This is a genomic window from Guptibacillus spartinae, assembly GCF_028610625.1.
GTDB classification, from domain to species: Bacteria; Bacillota; Bacilli; order Bacillales; family Guptibacillaceae; genus Guptibacillus; species Guptibacillus spartinae.
Map to the genome: position 1 here is coordinate 74,775 of NZ_JAQQWU010000002.1, position 16,116 is coordinate 90,890.

The window sequence follows — 16,116 nt, forward strand, 5'->3', positions numbered from 1 at the left end:
CAAACCCTCCGTTTATCTACGATGACCTAAAATATTCTGAGAGTTCATCAAGAATTGACTCCTTGACTGCTTCATTTGCTCAATTCTTTCTTCAGCAAGACGGTCTGCTGCTGCATATGTTGGAATGCCATCACGTTTTGAAATCTCAATGACCTTGGAAATCGTGTCATAGATTCCATCAACGCGTTTCATTGCACGATCGCGATTATAGCCATAAAGCTCGTCTGCAACGTTAATTACCCCACCTGCGTTAATAACATAGTCTGGCGCATAGACAATACCCATTTCGTGAATTTGATCACCGTGAGTTGTTTCACGCAGCTGATTGTTTGCTGCACCCGCAATCACTTTAGCTTTAATTCTGTTGATTGTATCATCATTAATAATGGCTCCTAATGCACACGGTGCAAAAATATCGCAGTCAACATCATAAATGTCATCTGGATCCACAGCTTTTGCCCCGAAGTCTGTTACAGCACGATCAATTGATTCTTTGTTGATATCAGTAACAACTAGAGAAGCTCCTTCTTCATGAAGGTGTTTACAAAGGTTATATGCAACATTTCCAACACCCTGAACAGCTACTGTTTTACCTTGTAATGAATCAGTTCCAAATGCTTCTTTAGCTGCCGCTTTCATTCCTACATAAACTCCATAAGCAGTAACAGGAGAAGGATTGCCAGAAGAGCCAAATGCAGGTGAAATACCCGTTACATACTCAGTTTCTTCATGAATTGTATCCATGTCTTGGACAGTGGTACCTACATCTTCAGCCGTTATGTATCGACCGTTTAATCCTTGAATGTAACGTCCAAACGCTCGGAACATGGCTTCATTTTTATCTTTACGAGGGTCTCCAATAATAACCGTTTTTCCTCCCCCAAGATTTAAACCTGCTGCAGCATTTTTGTAAGTCATTCCTTTTGCTAGACGAAGGGCATCCTCAAATGCAGCTTCCTCAGAAGCGTATGTCCACATTCTAGTTCCACCAAGAGCTGGCCCAAGAGTTGTATCGTGAATGGCAATAATTGCTTTTAACCCTGAAGCTTTATCCTGACAAACAACCACTTGTTCATAATCATATTTCTCCATATAAGTAAAAAGTTCCATAAGTAATCTTCCTCTCTCTTATCTTCTTAATTATTTAGCTGAACTTACTGCGAGCGCGATACTATATACTTTACTTTCTGAACTATCCGCTCGAGATGTTAAGACAATAGGTGCTTTAGCGCCTGCAATGACTCCTCCTACTTTTGCATGTGCAAAATAGACGAGTGATTTATAAAGTGCATTCCCAACTTCAATAGAAGGAACAAGAAGAATGTCTGCTTTTCCTGCTACTTCGCTTTGTATTCCTTTTTGTTCTGCTGCCTTTTCGGAAATAGCGTTATCCAATGCTAGTGGCCCATCAATGAAACAGTCAGAAATCTGCCCCCTTTTATTCATCTGGGTCAGGGCTGCTGCATCAAGCGTTGCTTGCATAGCAGGGTTAACGACTTCGACCGCAGCCAATGGGACAACTTTAGGTAGCTCAACTCCAATGCTTCTCGCAATAGCGACTGCGTTCTTAACGATTTCACCCTTTTGCGTTAAATCCGGTTCAATATTCATGCCGGAGTCAGTTACAAAAATTAGTCTCTCGTAGCCTTCGATATCAAAAGCAGCTACGTGAGAAAGGATTTTTCCTTTTCTCAAACCATATTCTTTATTCAATACTTCCTTTAAAATCACCGAGGTGGAGACCATTCCTTTCATCAACACATCGGCCTCTCCATTTCTAACGGCTTTAACAGCCATTCTTGAAGCCTCTTGCTCTGATTGGGCGTCAACAATTTGAAGGGATGGTGACTCAATTAATCCCTCATCGGCTAACATTTGTTTCAATTCGTGCTTTTCACCGTAAAGGATGAAGGAAGCGAGCTGTATCCTAATGGCTTTATGGACCGCTTCAATTACGCCTTTATCTGCTGCAGCAGCAAGGGCAACTGTTTTATTAGGCTGTTTGGATAGATCATTCACAAGTTGTTCTAGATTCATCGGTGTCCTCCTTTTACGCCATCATACTATTATGCAAGTTTCGTGCCAATTCTAACTTCTTAATGGAACTAGGTTCTAAGTCGAATCGACTATGCAATAAAATGCACATCATGCAATTTATTGCATGCTAGATTTTTCAATTCCGTGTTTCTCCATTTTATAATATAGATTACGTAGAGATACACCTAACGCCCTTGCTGTCGCTGTTTTATTTCCTTCATAAACATCAAGTGTCTGACGAATTGTTTTCTTTTCAAATTCATCAACTAACTGAGATAGCATCTTATCAGGGGTTCGTTCAACCGACAGCAGTTCAGCATCCTTCTTTTCACTTAATAGCGAAGGAAGGTGGTGTAAATCGATCATCGTTTCTGAAACATCCATATGAATCACAATTCTTCCCAAAACGTTTTCAAATTCCCTCACGTTACCTGGCCAGTCATAAGATGTTAAATAGTCCACAGCTGCTGGGGTTATCCCTCTTACATTTCTTCCATAATCTTGATTAATTTTTGTCAGTAAATGCTTCGCAAGTGCTCCAATATCCTCTTTCCGTTGTCTCAATGGAGCTATTTGAATAGGTAGCCGATTTAATCGATAATATAAATCTTCCCTAAACGATCCATCGATTATTCTTTTTTCAAGTTTTGCATTCGTTGCTGCGATGACTCTTACATTAATTGAAATTGGTTTTGCACCACCTACTCGTACAATTTCTCGTTCCTGTAGTACGCGAAGGAGCTTTGCCTGCGTCCCTAACGAAACTTCCCCAATTTCATCTAGAAAAATACTCCCACCGTTCGCTTCCTCAAAAAGCCCTCGTTTACCACCTTGACGCGCACCTGAAAACGCTCCATCTTCATAACCAAAAAGTTCACTTTCAAATAGCGATTCGGAAATGGCAGCGCAATTCACTCTGACAAATTTGTTGTATTTTCGATCGCTTGCATTATGTATGGCGTGCGCAAATAATTCTTTCCCTGTACCCGATTCCCCACGAAGAAGAACGGTCGCTGGGGTAGAGGCAGCTAATTTAGCTTGCTGAACTGAAAAAGTCATCTCATCTGATTTCCCTATTATATCTTCGAAGGAATACTTGGCTTCTAACGTTCTAATAATTTGCCTGGCTCGTTGTAATTGGTTATTCAAAGAGTGTAATTCTGAAATATCATGAATAACCCCTACACTTCCTTTCAAACGTCCATCAACAATCACAGGCGAAACATTCACAACGACCTCTCTCTTCTTTGGACCAACTTTCATCTGCACGCCGCGCACCGGCTTTCTCGTTCTAAGCACACGCATATGCATGCTTTCACCTTCAGAAATGTCTGTATTCGCCGGTTTGCCAATAACCTCATCACGGCTAAGACCCGTTAACCTTGTATAAGCTGGATTAATCATCAGCCCTTTACCGTTTTCATCTACAACTGAAATGGCTTCGTCGGATGATTGAATGATGGCTTCAAGCATTGATTGAACACTTTTTAAATTTGTTACCTCTTGTGCCATTTGCTCGATTGCCGTCATGTCTTTAAAAACCGCTAGCGCGCCAATTCGGCTTCCTTCATCATCAAACATTGGAATCCTTGTCGTGATGATTTTCTTTCCATTTGGAAGAAGCTGCTCTTGATTAATTTCAGCTTTACCTGAAGAAAGAACGCGAGGGAGCATACTAGAAGCCATCAGAGATCCAATTACTCTCCCATCAGCTTGCTTCTTGGTAATCCCAGTAATTTTCTCAGCACTGCGATTAAACAACGTCACTTCCTCATGGACATTAACTGCAATCATTCCATCATGTGTCGAATCTAAAATGATTTCTTGTTGCTTCGATTGATGAAGTAATGTATCAATTAATACTTCTTTTTCTTCAATTAGCTTTAAAACGATATTTGCTACTGATCCGGGAATCAAAACAGTATGCTTTTCTCGCTTATCTCTGATTTCCTCAAATACCGCTTCATCTCCCGTAGCTTCTACAATGACATCGATTTCAAAATGTTCTAATGCTACTTTCCAGTCTTCAAACACATCAATTCCACTTTTACGAGCCTTCAGAATACCAGGTGCGTCTTGGTTACAGTCCACCATTGCGATAACTTCCATCATCTTAGTTTCCTGCAAAATCTCCAGAAGTGCCACTCCACCTTTTCCAGCACCTACAATCATACATGTTCGCAACTCTTCATCACCTGCACCCTATACATGCAATATATTTCATACTAATCATACATGTATTTTTTATTTTTGACAAATCATGCACGGTTATCTTCGTTTTTTTGTTAGTTGCTGACATACATAGACACATCATCCAGACTTCGCTACAATAGCACTAGTGATGTGTAGAAGGGGTGCACCAGTAATGAGGTTAATTGCTTTACTTATTGTCTTAATTCCTGGAATCATTGGTGTTATTGGTATTAAATTAATGAGAGATGTTCTTTTCGGCGTATTAAATCCACCGTTCACTTCTCTTGTTGTTCAATTTATTCTCGGTCTCATTTTCCTTATCGCTGGTCTTTCCTTCGTTGGCGGGTTTATTTTTTATCGAGATCGCAAACGAAATAAAGTACAGCCAAGATTTTCTTCAAAAAAACAGTAATGCAATCAAACAAAAAAACAAAGCCCCATTCAAAAGAAAGGGCTTTGTTTTTTTGTTGTATGATAATCTTTTTTTATTAAATGAAAAGCTTATCTGCTATGAGAATAATTATCCATGTTATGTTCAATCCGCAGTTTATCAGCGACCATCGCAATGAATTCACTATTGGTCGGCTTTGCTTTCGACATGCTTACAGTATAACCAAATAAGTTCGAGATTGACTCTACATTCCCTCTACTCCAAGCAACTTCAATCGCATGACGAATTGCGCGTTCAACTCGAGATGAAGTCGTATTAAACTTTTTCGCAATATCAGGATAAAGCACTTTTGTAATCGAACCTAATAATTCAATGTCATTATATACCATTGTAATGGCTTCTCTTAAGTACATATAACCTTTAATATGTGCCGGCACACCAATTTCATGAATAATACTCGTGATGCTTGCATCAAGGTTTCTTGGACGATTTTCTCGCTGTGGTCGTTTATATGATCCGCTATTTGTTTTAGTAAACGTCGTTTTCTTGCCACTAACCTGCCTCACGTGACTTGCTAAATTATCCATATCAAACGGCTTTAAAATAAAGTAAGATGCTCCTAAATCAACAGCTTTCTTCGTAACATCTTCCTGACCAAATGCAGTGAGCATAATCACACTACACGTGTAATTCATTTCCCTTAGTCGTTCGAGAACTGCAAGACCATCCAGGTGTGGCATAATAATATCAAGCACTAGTACATCAGGCTCTTGATCTTCAAGCACTTCTAAGCATTCCTGTCCATTGGATGCGGTTCCGACTACCTCCATATCCTCTTGTCGTGACATATATTCCTCAATCAAATTAACCAATTCGCGATTGTCATCAGCTAAACATACTTTTATTTTTTGCACGGCTCCGTCTCTCCTTCCACAAGTTTGGTTACCGTAGTAGTATAGAAATTCAACGGAAGTTATAAATTTCCTCTAAAATTTCTAAAAACATTTAAAAACAATATCAATTCTTCATCAATCTTTAATATCCTTCAATTTACTACACATAAATACAATTTCTGAATTGTCTTTCAATTTTGTCGAATTTTCTTCATCCAAAGTATACCATGGTTTGAAAACGAAAGAAAGCGAACATTGAGCTTTTTTAGCTCGCTGTTCGCTTCTCATTGCGACTCTCTTCATAAATATTGATTCCGGCTTCTTCGAGCATCCATTCAATATGAACCCCATAGCCTGAAGTGGAATCATTAACAAACACATGAGTAACTGCTCCAATCACTTTCCCATCTTGAATAATCGGACTTCCACTCATTCCTTGAACAATTCCACCGGTTTCTTTTAATAACTGTGGATCCGTTACTTTAATAACCATTCCTTTTGTAGCAGGAAACTTTTGAGGGATTGAACTGATTACTTCTACATCATATTCCTTTACCTCACTACCTTTTACTACCGTCAATATTTTTGCGGGTCCTTCTTTCACCTGATGAGAAAGCGCAATTGGCATTGGTTTGTCATACATGCCTTTTTTCACTTCCTTATTCATCTCACCAAAAATACCAAATGGGCTATTTCGCGTGATAGTACCAAGCTTTTGATCTGTTTTAGAAAACCTTGCTAACTTTTCACCAGGATGTCCATTACTTCCTTTTTCAATTGATGTAACAGAAGAAGGATATATCTCACCACGGTTAACGACAATTGGTTTCTTCGTATCCATATCAGAAATAACATGGCCTAGAGCACCATATTTTTTTGAATCTGGATGATAAAACGTTAACGTACCAACGCCTGCTGCAGAATCTCGGATATATAATCCAATTCGATAGGCTTCATTTTGTTTATCTTTAACCGGGACCAATTTCTTACTCAGTTCTTCATTTTCTCTCACAATCGTTACTTCTAATGCGTTACCATTGTTTCCAGCTTTTTTAACAATCGAGCCAATATCACTCATTTTTTGTACAGCTTGACCATTTATCTTTGTGATAATATCGCCTACTTGAATGTCTGCTATTTCTCCAGGTGACCGATCCCCCTGATTTGTATGAATCAAATGATGACCCACAACCAGAACACCACGCGTGTTTAGCTTAACACCTATTGATTGTCCGCCAGGGATCACTTTAAAGTCTGGAAGAACTTTTACATCAACTTTCTTGACTGGGATCTTTCCAATAGCTAAATCAATGATATCTGAACCGCTTCTGTCGCCGTTAACTGCAATTTCTTTTCCTTGCAGATCTAAGCTTGCCACTTCAGTGGTTCCAAGTGTTGCAACGGCAGGAACAACAGATGAAATTTTCGTTTGATCTCCTTCAAACATGATAATCTCATTTGGAATGGATAAAAATAATTGTACTGGTTTTGAAAAGCCGATTCCGATTAAAAACCCAAGGAGAACTAAACCCAACAACTTACGAAACATCTCTATCTTCAATCCTTCACTCTCCTCGCTCTTGCTCACACCTCCAACATGGCTGTATCTATAATTTTGCCTTGAGTCGCCGTTATTATAACCTCTAAAAATGAAAATGCTACCCTGAGTTGGATAGCATTTCAAATCATGATTTAATTTGGTTTGCTTGATGCAACAATTCTTTCGCATGTTTCTTCGTAAGCTCTGTCATCTCAGCACCGGCGATCATTCTTCCAAGTTCTTCAATTTGTTCATCATCACTTAAATTTCCAACACTTGTCTTTGTTCGACCTTCACCGGTTTCTTCTTTCGAAATATAAAGGTGATGATCTGCCATGGCGGCTACCTGTGGAAGGTGAGTAATAACAAGAACTTGGGACCCGGAAGAAAGACGCTGAATCTTTTCCGCCATGGCTTGAGCCACTCTTCCACTCACTCCAGTATCTACTTCGTCAAATATAATAGAGGTAACGCCCTGATGCTTTGAGAAAATGGACTTTAAGGCTAACATGATTCGAGATAACTCTCCGCCAGAAGCCGTTTTTGAAAGTTCTTTAAGCGGCTCACCAGGATTTGTAGAGATCATAAAGTCAATATCATCTTGTCCAGATCGGTGAAAGAAATCTTTTTTGTTTTCATCACGCTCATTGAAATGAATCGCAAATTCTGTTTTTTCCATATAAAGATCTCGAAGCTCATGATGAATTGATGCGACAAGCTCACCAGCTATTTTTTTACGTAGGCCGGTCAAATTATCAGCCTCTACTGTTAGATCGGCTTTTATGCCTTTCAAATCAGACTGTAGCTCATCTACACGGCCTTCCCTGTTTAATAACTCATCTACTTCATCTTCAATTGAAGCCGCGTACTCCAAGATTTCTTCTACAGATTCCCCGTATTTTCGCTTTAAAATTTGAATTTCGTTTAGTCGCTCTTCTACAAAATCTAGTCGTGCTGGATCAAATTCAAGTTGATCTCGATATGTATTTAATTTGCCTGCTGTCTCTTCAAGTAGATAGAATTGATTGGCGACCTCTTCATGATACCCCCTCAATTCCTCATCAAGGTCCACTACTGACTCGAGCTGCGACATCGCTAGTCCAACCCAATCTAAGCCTTTATTATCTCCATGAAGGGAATCATAAACATCCTGAAGCGCAGAGAATAACTTTTCAAAGTTACCTAATCGCAATTTCTCTTCCATTAATTCCTCATCTTCGTTCGGAGAAAGTTCAGCTTTCGTGATTTCTTCAAGTTGGTATTGAATTAAATCAAGTCTATGAGCCATTTGCTGCTCATTTTCAGTTAAATTCTTCATTTGTTGCTGGATTTTTTTGAACCTTTGATAAACTTCCCTATATTCCAAAAGAGCTGGCCCAATGGATCGGTCTCCAAATTGGTCGAGTAAAGTAAGGTGCTTATCTGATTGCATTAAATCCTGGTGTTCATGTTGTCCATGGATATCAATAAGCGTTTGACCAATTTCGCGCAAAATACCAAGTGTGACTAACTTTCCATTAACTCGGCAAATGCTCTTTCCAGTATGTGATATGTCACGGCGTAACACCACCATGTCATCTGTAAACTCAATTCCTACATCTTCAAGCTTTTGCACTGTTGGATGGTTCGTATCAATATGAAATAACCCTTCAATTTCTGCTTTCTTCGTTCCATAACGCACAAATTCAGCTGAACCTCTCCCACCAACTAAAAGCCCTATGGCATCAATAATAATGGATTTACCAGCGCCTGTTTCTCCAGTAAGAACGGTTAACCCACGCTCAAATGAAACGGTTATCGCTTCTATGATCGCAAAATTACGAATGGATAGTTCCGCTAACATATTCTCCCACCTTCAAAGATCCTCATTCATTATTCTACAGCATATCAATAAAACGTTGTGATAACATCGGCGCTGCTTCGGCACTCTTACAAATAATGAGAATGGTATCATCACCGCTGATATTCCCCATAATCTCTTCCCAGTCGAGATTATCAATTAGCGCACCAATGGCATTCGCATTCCCAGGAAGCGTTTTCATTACAATAAGATGATCTGCATGATCAATACTAATAAACGCGTCTGTTAAGGTTCTTTTTAATTTTTGAAGCGGATTAAAGCGCTGATCTGCCGGCAGACTGTATTTATACCTGCCATCGATTGTTGGCACTTTAACAAGATGAAGCTCTTTAATATCTCTAGAAACTGTTGCTTGTGTTACATTAAAGCCTGCACTTTTCAGACAATAAACAAGCTCGTCCTGAGTTTCAACATCTTGATTCGCAATCATTTCACGTATTTTGATATGGCGTTGCCCTTTATTCATTGTATAACCTCCGGCAAGTAAAATCTGACAGCCTTATTATATAGCCCTTTTCGTCTTTTGTATAGACCCTCATAAATATTCACTCGCAACTCCCGTTTGTTTCCAACTCAAAATGGCCAGTGTGAAGATGAACGAGAAAAAGGACACACTTCGTGCATCCTCTATAGTTTCTGATGTGCTTCTTCCACAACTTCTTCAGCAGAAGGAACATTGTCGACAATGTCTTCCTGTTGCCAACCAAGATATAATAAGAATTCGATATTTCCTTCCCCTCCTGTTATAGGGGAATAGGATACACCGTTTACTTTATAGCCTTCTCCTTCAGCAAAATCCATCATTTCTTTCAGTACACGCTGGTGAATTTTTTTATCACGAACGATTCCCTTTTTGCCTATTTCTCCACGTCCAGCTTCAAACTGCGGTTTGACAAGCGCGATGACCTCTCCATTTTCTTTTAAAATTTTCTTTAAAACAGGTAGAATCAATTTTAAAGAAATGAACGAAACATCAATTGTTGCAAGGTCAGGAAGTCCTTGTTGAAAATCTTCTCTGACTGCATATCGAAAATTTGTTCTTTCTTTCACTACCACGCGATCGTCTACCCGCAATTTCCATGCGAGTTGATTATAACCGACATCAAGTGCATAAACGAGAGAAGCACCGTTTTGAAGTGCACAGTCGGTAAACCCGCCCGTTGAAGAGCCTATATCTAAGACGATTTTGTTTTTCGGATCAAGAGAGAAAACGTCAATCGCCTTCTCTAACTTTAAACCGCCACGTCCAACATAACGTAATGTGTCTCCCTTAATTTGAAGAAGGATATCTTCCGACACTTTCATTCCTGGCTTGTCCATTCTTTCCGTCTCTGAGAAGACAAGACCTGCCATGATTGCTCTCTTTGCTTTTTCTCTTGTATCAATCAAGCCTCGGTTTACAAGTAGTACATCCAGTCTTTCTTTTTTTGCCATGCTCTTTTATGCCCTCTTTTGTTTAGCTGGAATCATTTTCTTCGCTTTCTCAGCAATATCATCTGCAGTTAACCCAATTTCTTTTAATAACTCACCTACACTACCGTGTTCAATGTAAGCATCCGGAATTCCCATACGCTGAATTCTTCCATGCTGATAGCCACTATCATTAACATATTCTAGAATAGCACTACCAAATCCACCTTGGAGTATAGCTTCTTCAACTGTAAGCATCGGTATTCCTTCTTGCATGAGATCTGCAATCATTTTCTCATCGAGAGGTTTTATAAATCGAGCATTAATAACACGTGCTGAAACACCCTCTTTTTCTAACTTCTCAGCTGCACTTAACAGATCTTGAAGGGTTGGACCAAATGATAATAACGCAATATCTGTACCTTCACGAATGACTTCCCAGCTACCAATAGGAATTTCTCTTAGTTCTTGATCCATCTTTGTACCAATGCCGTTTCCTCTAGGATATCGTACAGCAATAGGTCCCTGGTTGTACTTCATTCCTGTATAAACCATATGTTGTAATTCGTTCTCATCTTTCGCCATCATGAGCACCATGTTTGGCAAGTGTCTGAGGAAAGAAATATCGAAAACGCCCTGGTGTGTTTCACCATCTGCTCCGACCAGACCAGAACGATCGATTGCGAGGAAAACATTCAAGTTTTGTCTACAAACATCGTGAACAAGCTGGTCATATGCTCTTTGAAGAAACGTAGAATAGATTGATAACACCGGTTTTAACTCTTGAGTTGCAAGCCCTGCTGCCATTGTAGTTGCATGCTGTTCAGCAATCCCAACATCAAATAGTCTTTCAGGGAATTGCTTTTCAAATGCTTCCCATTTTGATCCAACTGTCATCGCAGGAGTGATGACAGAGATTCGATTATCTTTCTCCGCAAGCTTTCGCACTGTTTCACTAACGACTTTACTATAACCAGGCGCTGCTACTTTCGGTTTAATTTGTTCCCCGGCTTCGATTTTATATGGACTCACCCCATGCCAGACGCCAATTTGATCGCTTTCTGCAGGTTGATAGCCTTTTCCTTTTTTCGTAAGAACGTGAATAAGAACAGGTCCCTTTGTCTTCTTAGCATATTTAATATTTTCCATAAGGGCTTCGATATCATGACCATCAACGGGTCCAAGATAAGTAAATCCAAGTTCCTCAAAGAAAATGCCGGAAACCAATAAATACTTCAAAGCATCTTTAACGCGCTCTGCTGTTGAAGCAAGTGCTCCTCCAAACGCAGGAATTTTCTTCAGTAAATACTCAAGCTCTTCCTTCGCTTTATGATATTTACCTGCTGTCCGAAGCTTTCCTAAGATGTTATGAAGTGCACCCACATTTGGAGCAATGGACATTTCATTATCATTTAAAATGACAAGCATGTCCTTTTGCTCGTGGCCGATGTGATTAAGGGCTTCTAGTGCCATCCCGCCTGTAAGGGCCCCATCGCCAATAATGGCCACAACGTTTTCGTCTGTTCCTTTCATATCACGGGCAGCAGCCATCCCCATTGCTGCTGATAATGAGGTAGAACTATGCCCTGTTTCCCAGACGTCATGCTCACTTTCATTTCGCTTCGGAAAGCCACATAGTCCTTTATATTTTCGGAGAGTGTCAAATCTTGAAGCACGTCCTGTGAGAATCTTGTGTACGTACGCCTGGTGACCAACGTCCCAAATAAATTTATCTTTTGGACTATTATATATTTTATGAAGCACAATTGTCAGTTCAACTACGCCAAGATTCGGCCCCAGATGTCCACCTGTTTCGGAAAGTTTGTTAATTAAGAAACTTCTAATTTCTTCAGCAAGCTCGGTCATGTCGTTCATATCATAATTCTTTAGAAACTTAGGATTTTCAATCTTTTCTAAATCCATGGGAATGTCCTCCCCTTCTTATTTCGATTTACGGTTTCCCTTTTTCTTTTTGGATTGATTGTCTACCATCTTAATCTTAAACGTTTTTTCTACAAAGTATAAAAATCGTCCTACTTGAAAGATAATGCCTGTAGAAAAGTGGATGGCAAACGTTTTTCCGAGCGCTTTTCCTCCAACCGTTAACGCAGCGATAACGCTTGTAAATACGACTGATATTATATATTGAAACAAAGATCCGTCGCTATGTCCAAGTTGAAGTGTTAATTGGACGACAACGGTTGCAGAGGCTGTACCGCTTATAATACCCGAAATGTCTCCAATTACATCATTACAGAAGCTTGCAACGCGGTCTGCGTTGCGTGTCACAAAGATCGCATGTTTCGCACCGGTAAGGCGTTCAGCAGCCATCGCATGGAATGGCACTTCATTGGCAGCAGTAGAAGCTACCCCAATTGTATCAAAGAATATCCCAATTAAAACGATCAATAGAACCACGATCATCCCGATTGCCCAGGAAACTCCACTCAATACCGCTGTTGATATAATTGAAAAAATAGCCGCTAACACAAGTGTGATAACGGCAATAGCTAAACTCCAGTTTATGGATTTTGATACGGAAGCTTTCATATCTACTCCTTGTCCATTATATAATCACATAAAAATAAGTATCCAACTAACAGGTCATCAAGGAGTCAGTACGTTTCCCCCTGTTCCCTGTTAATTGAATACCCCTGTTGTATTATGTATCGCAGAGTGGTCACTTAAAGAGTAAAGACTGCGGCTTAGGTCCAGTAGGTTTTCCCAGATCGATACCTGAACGTCGCCGTTCAGGCGGTTTCCCTTTACATCAATCTTAGCGTAGTCACCATGCGCTAGACTGGATTACCACTTAGTCCGCACTATAATCCCCTTTAAGTGTCACTCGGAACAGTCTAGGAGTTTTCCTCAACAGTTCCACACATTTCCTAGCCTCTTTTGCAGAGCAGATTTCATATGGGTGGTAGGAAAAAAGCGGCCGGCCGAGCTGCAAATTTCCAATAATCCATAATCCCCTCTAGCTCCACTCAAGGCAGGCTACGCTGTTCAACTGCGTTCCCATGCAGCTGCAACAGGTTCATACCCCAATTCATAGCAGGCAGCGTTAACCGCTCTGCTACAAGAATGGGCCTCCGCGGAAGCAGGGTCAACGCCCACATGCCTTTGTGGATCGCCCTGCGACCTTAACTCCCAGCATCGACCCAAGTCTGGGCGACTCAAGCCAACACCAGGAACTTCATCGATGTGCCCTATGGCGGATTTTTAGGCCCGCCTTCAGAAATGGCGAACTGACTAGAATACTGCACCACTCAGTCTTAATTTATTATACCACACATTCATTTTATGCTCAATTATGTGTTAGTGATCACGTTCTACGATGAATTTCGCAATGGATTGTAAGGTGCTTATTTCTATGTTAGCCGCAGCAAGATGAGCTAAACCTTCTTTTGTATGGTAGTTAAGTTTTTCTTTTGCTCCCTTTAGAGTGAGAAGCTTCGGATAAGTACTTTTTTCGTTATTTTCATCACTACCAGGAACTTTTCCAATCTTACCTTCTTCTCCTTCAACATCTAGAATATCGTCGCTAATTTGGAAGGACAGGCCAATATGTTCACCAAAAGCACGCAGATGTTCTCGTTGCTGATCTGTAGCATGACCTATGATTGCACCAGCCATGATAGAGAAAACAAGTAGCTTGCCTGTTTTATGATGATGAATATACTCAAGTTGTTCGAGTGTTAATTCTTGTTTTTCACCTTCTAAATCCGCCATTTGTCCACCAACCATACCAGAAGGACCTGCAGCATGTGATAACAGTTTAATCAGATCAACTTTTTGTTCACTTGCTAAATTGGAATCTGCAATAAGTTCGAAACTCTGTGTTAATAGCGCATCTCCAGCAAGAATGGCCGTAGCTTCCCCATATACGATATGGTTTGTCGGTTTTCCTCGACGTAAATCATCATTGTCCATTGCAGGCAAATCATCATGAATGAGTGAGTACGTATGAATCATTTCAACTGCACACGCCACTGGAATGGCTTCCTTAGTCGATCGACCAAAGGCTTCTACCGTAGCGAGCAATAATATTGGACGGATTCGTTTTCCACCTGCATGAATGGAATACAACATTGCTTCCTTTAATGATTCTGGCATTTCAAGACGTTCAATGTAGGCGGGAAGTTCTTCGTCTAACAATTGCTTGCATTCATTCATATAGGAACTGAGATCTGAAGTCACGCTTCATCCTCCTGGACAGAAAAACGCTTAATTTCACCGTTTTCTTCAACAATTTGATCCATTTTCCCTTCAACGGATTGCAGTTTCTCATGACATACGTTTGATAAATTCATTCCTTCTTGAAAAAGAGAAATGGCCTTTTCAAGAGGGACATTTCCTTCTTCCAAAGCCCCAACAATTTGTTCTAATTTTTCCATCGCTTCTTCAAAAGTTACGTTCTCATTTTTTTCCATTCGAATCACTCTCCTCTAATCCCCATACATGGCAATCAATTTTCCCATCTGACATTTCAAGTTTTAGCACATCTCCAGGTTGAACCTGATGAACAGATTTAACGAGTTCTTCTTCTTTATATGCAAGGCTATATCCACGTTCCATTACTTTTAATGGACTTAAAGCATTCAATTTTCCCGCAGCAAGTGAAAAATCACGTTGTTTTCCATTTAAAACACGTTGCATCTCCTTAGTTAAAGAGTGTTTAAGCTCTCCAAGCTCTTGACTCGCCTCTTTAAGAAGTTTTTGTGGATGCTGTTTCATTAACTGCTTATGATTACGACCAACTCGCTCAGAAGTATAAGAAAGCAACCGCTTCATGTTTCGCTGCAATCGTTCTACTTGTAAATCGAGCTCCTGCTCCTTCTGTTTCAATAGTTGATCAGGATAGCGAAATGCATATGATCTTTGAAGATTTGACAATCGATCGCGATCGGTAGCTAACTTCTCTTGCATGACTCTCATGAGTCTATGTACTCTTTGGTCAACCCGCTCTTTCAATTCCACTACGCTAGGTACCGCTAACTCTGCTGCACCAGTTGGTGTAGGTGCCCTTAAATCTGATACAAAATCCGCAATTGTAAAGTCCGTTTCATGACCAACGGCTGAAATAATCGGCACTTTAGAATTCGCTATACTTCTAGCAACTTCCTCTTCGTTAAATGCCCATAATTCTTCTATTGATCCGCCGCCACGTCCAACAATCAACACATCGATCATTTTCATCGCATTTGCCATTTCAATGGCTTGAACAATTGATCCTTTGGCTCGATTCCCCTGAACTAGCACAGGAAACACCGTTATCCTTGCAGCGGGATAACGTCTTTTAATGGTGGTGAAAATATCTCGAATAGCGGCTCCAGTTGGGGAAGTAATAACACCAATTTCAGTAGGAAAGCGCGGAATTTGCTGTTTGAGGGTTTCTGAAAACAATCCTTCAAATTCGAGTTTTCGTTTCAATTCTTCATAAGCTAAATACAGATTTCCAATTCCATCAGGCTGCATTTCTTTCGCGTACAACTGATATTGACCGTACGGTTCAAATACAGAAACTTCACCTCGAATAAGGACTTTCATGCCATTTTCCGGCTTGAATTTCATTTGACGGTTATTCCCTGCAAACATCACTGCCTGAACCCGAGATTTATCATCTTTCACAGTAAAATAAAGATGCCCTCGATTGTGAAGCTTCACGTTCGACAATTCACCACGCAACCAGACATCTTGCAGTGCTGGCTCATTATCGATCATCCGCTTCACATGTCTCGTAAGAGCTGTAACCGATATATAACGATCCGCTTTCATACCGATCCCCTCC

At 40.3% G+C, this 16,116-nt stretch carries 14 protein-coding genes; 1 reads left to right on the forward strand and 13 read right to left on the reverse strand.

Annotation, left to right across the window (positions count from 1 at the left end; genetic code table 11):
* Window positions 1-12: 12 nt before the first annotated feature.
* The 3 genes from bcd to PQ511_RS04260 all read right to left on the reverse strand — a co-directional run bounded on the left by bcd (window position 13) and on the right by PQ511_RS04260 (window position 4,221).
* Window positions 13-1,110 carry a branched-chain amino acid dehydrogenase gene (gene bcd / locus PQ511_RS04250; protein ID WP_273850698.1) on the reverse strand — a complete coding sequence of 366 codons (1,098 nt, stop codon included), beginning with the start codon at window positions 1,108-1,110 and terminating at the stop codon, window positions 13-15.
* 30 nt (window positions 1,111-1,140) lie between these two features.
* Window positions 1,141-2,037 (reverse strand): phosphate butyryltransferase, encoded by an 897-nt coding sequence (yqiS, locus tag PQ511_RS04255; protein WP_273850699.1) that lies wholly within the window; start codon window positions 2,035-2,037, stop codon window positions 1,141-1,143.
* A gap of 117 nt (window positions 2,038-2,154) precedes the next feature.
* Window positions 2,155-4,221: a sigma-54 interaction domain-containing protein gene (locus PQ511_RS04260; RefSeq protein WP_273850700.1), complete on the reverse strand. Its 2,067-nt coding sequence runs from the start codon at window positions 4,219-4,221 to the stop codon at window positions 2,155-2,157.
* Between the two features lie 181 nt (window positions 4,222-4,402).
* Here PQ511_RS04260 and PQ511_RS04265 point away from each other — a divergent pair, with 181 nt between their 5' ends.
* On the forward strand, window positions 4,403-4,642 hold the full coding sequence (locus PQ511_RS04265; RefSeq protein ID WP_273850701.1) for a DUF2627 domain-containing protein: 240 nt from the start codon (window positions 4,403-4,405) through the stop codon (window positions 4,640-4,642).
* An 89-nt stretch (window positions 4,643-4,731) separates the two neighbouring features.
* Here PQ511_RS04265 and spo0A read toward each other — a convergent pair whose 3' ends face one another.
* From spo0A to xseA, 10 genes are all read right to left on the reverse strand, one after another.
* Window positions 4,732-5,535, reverse strand: coding sequence for a sporulation transcription factor Spo0A (gene spo0A, locus PQ511_RS04270; protein WP_273850702.1), 804 nt, complete (start codon window positions 5,533-5,535; stop codon window positions 4,732-4,734).
* Window positions 5,536-5,779: 244 nt separating this feature from the next.
* The gene (gene spoIVB, locus PQ511_RS04275; protein ID WP_273850703.1) at window positions 5,780-7,075 is read right to left on the reverse strand and encodes a SpoIVB peptidase; all 1,296 of its coding nucleotides are present in this window, start codon (window positions 7,073-7,075) and stop codon (window positions 5,780-5,782) included.
* Between the two features lie 124 nt (window positions 7,076-7,199).
* Window positions 7,200-8,897 (reverse strand): DNA repair protein RecN, encoded by a 1,698-nt coding sequence (recN, locus tag PQ511_RS04280; protein ID WP_273850704.1) that lies wholly within the window; start codon window positions 8,895-8,897, stop codon window positions 7,200-7,202.
* Between the two features lie 34 nt (window positions 8,898-8,931).
* Complete coding sequence (ahrC, locus tag PQ511_RS04285) at window positions 8,932-9,381, reverse strand: transcriptional regulator AhrC/ArgR (RefSeq protein WP_273850705.1); 450 nt, start codon at window positions 9,379-9,381, stop codon at window positions 8,932-8,934.
* Window positions 9,382-9,542: 161 nt separating this feature from the next.
* On the reverse strand, window positions 9,543-10,349 hold the full coding sequence (locus PQ511_RS04290) for a TlyA family RNA methyltransferase (protein ID WP_273850706.1): 807 nt from the start codon (window positions 10,347-10,349) through the stop codon (window positions 9,543-9,545).
* 6 nt (window positions 10,350-10,355) lie between these two features.
* Window positions 10,356-12,248, reverse strand: coding sequence for a 1-deoxy-D-xylulose-5-phosphate synthase (gene dxs, locus PQ511_RS04295; protein WP_273850707.1), 1,893 nt, complete (start codon window positions 12,246-12,248; stop codon window positions 10,356-10,358).
* An 18-nt stretch (window positions 12,249-12,266) separates the two neighbouring features.
* Entirely contained in the window at window positions 12,267-12,875 is a 609-nt protein-coding gene (locus tag PQ511_RS04300; RefSeq protein WP_273850708.1) for a CNNM metal transporter family protein, read from the reverse strand.
* Window positions 12,876-13,643: 768 nt separating this feature from the next.
* Window positions 13,644-14,525 carry a polyprenyl synthetase family protein gene (locus PQ511_RS04305; protein ID WP_273850709.1) on the reverse strand — a complete coding sequence of 294 codons (882 nt, stop codon included), beginning with the start codon at window positions 14,523-14,525 and terminating at the stop codon, window positions 13,644-13,646.
* Window positions 14,522-14,758 carry an exodeoxyribonuclease VII small subunit gene (locus tag PQ511_RS04310; RefSeq protein ID WP_098444164.1) on the reverse strand — a complete coding sequence of 79 codons (237 nt, stop codon included), beginning with the start codon at window positions 14,756-14,758 and terminating at the stop codon, window positions 14,522-14,524. The genes PQ511_RS04305 and PQ511_RS04310 overlap by 4 nt, the downstream gene beginning before the upstream one ends.
* A complete protein-coding gene (gene xseA / locus PQ511_RS04315; protein WP_273850710.1) occupies window positions 14,745-16,103 on the reverse strand; it encodes an exodeoxyribonuclease VII large subunit in 1,359 nt (452 codons plus the stop codon). Before xseA ends, PQ511_RS04310 begins: the two co-directional genes overlap by 14 nt.
* Between the last annotated feature and the right edge of the window lie 13 nt (window positions 16,104-16,116).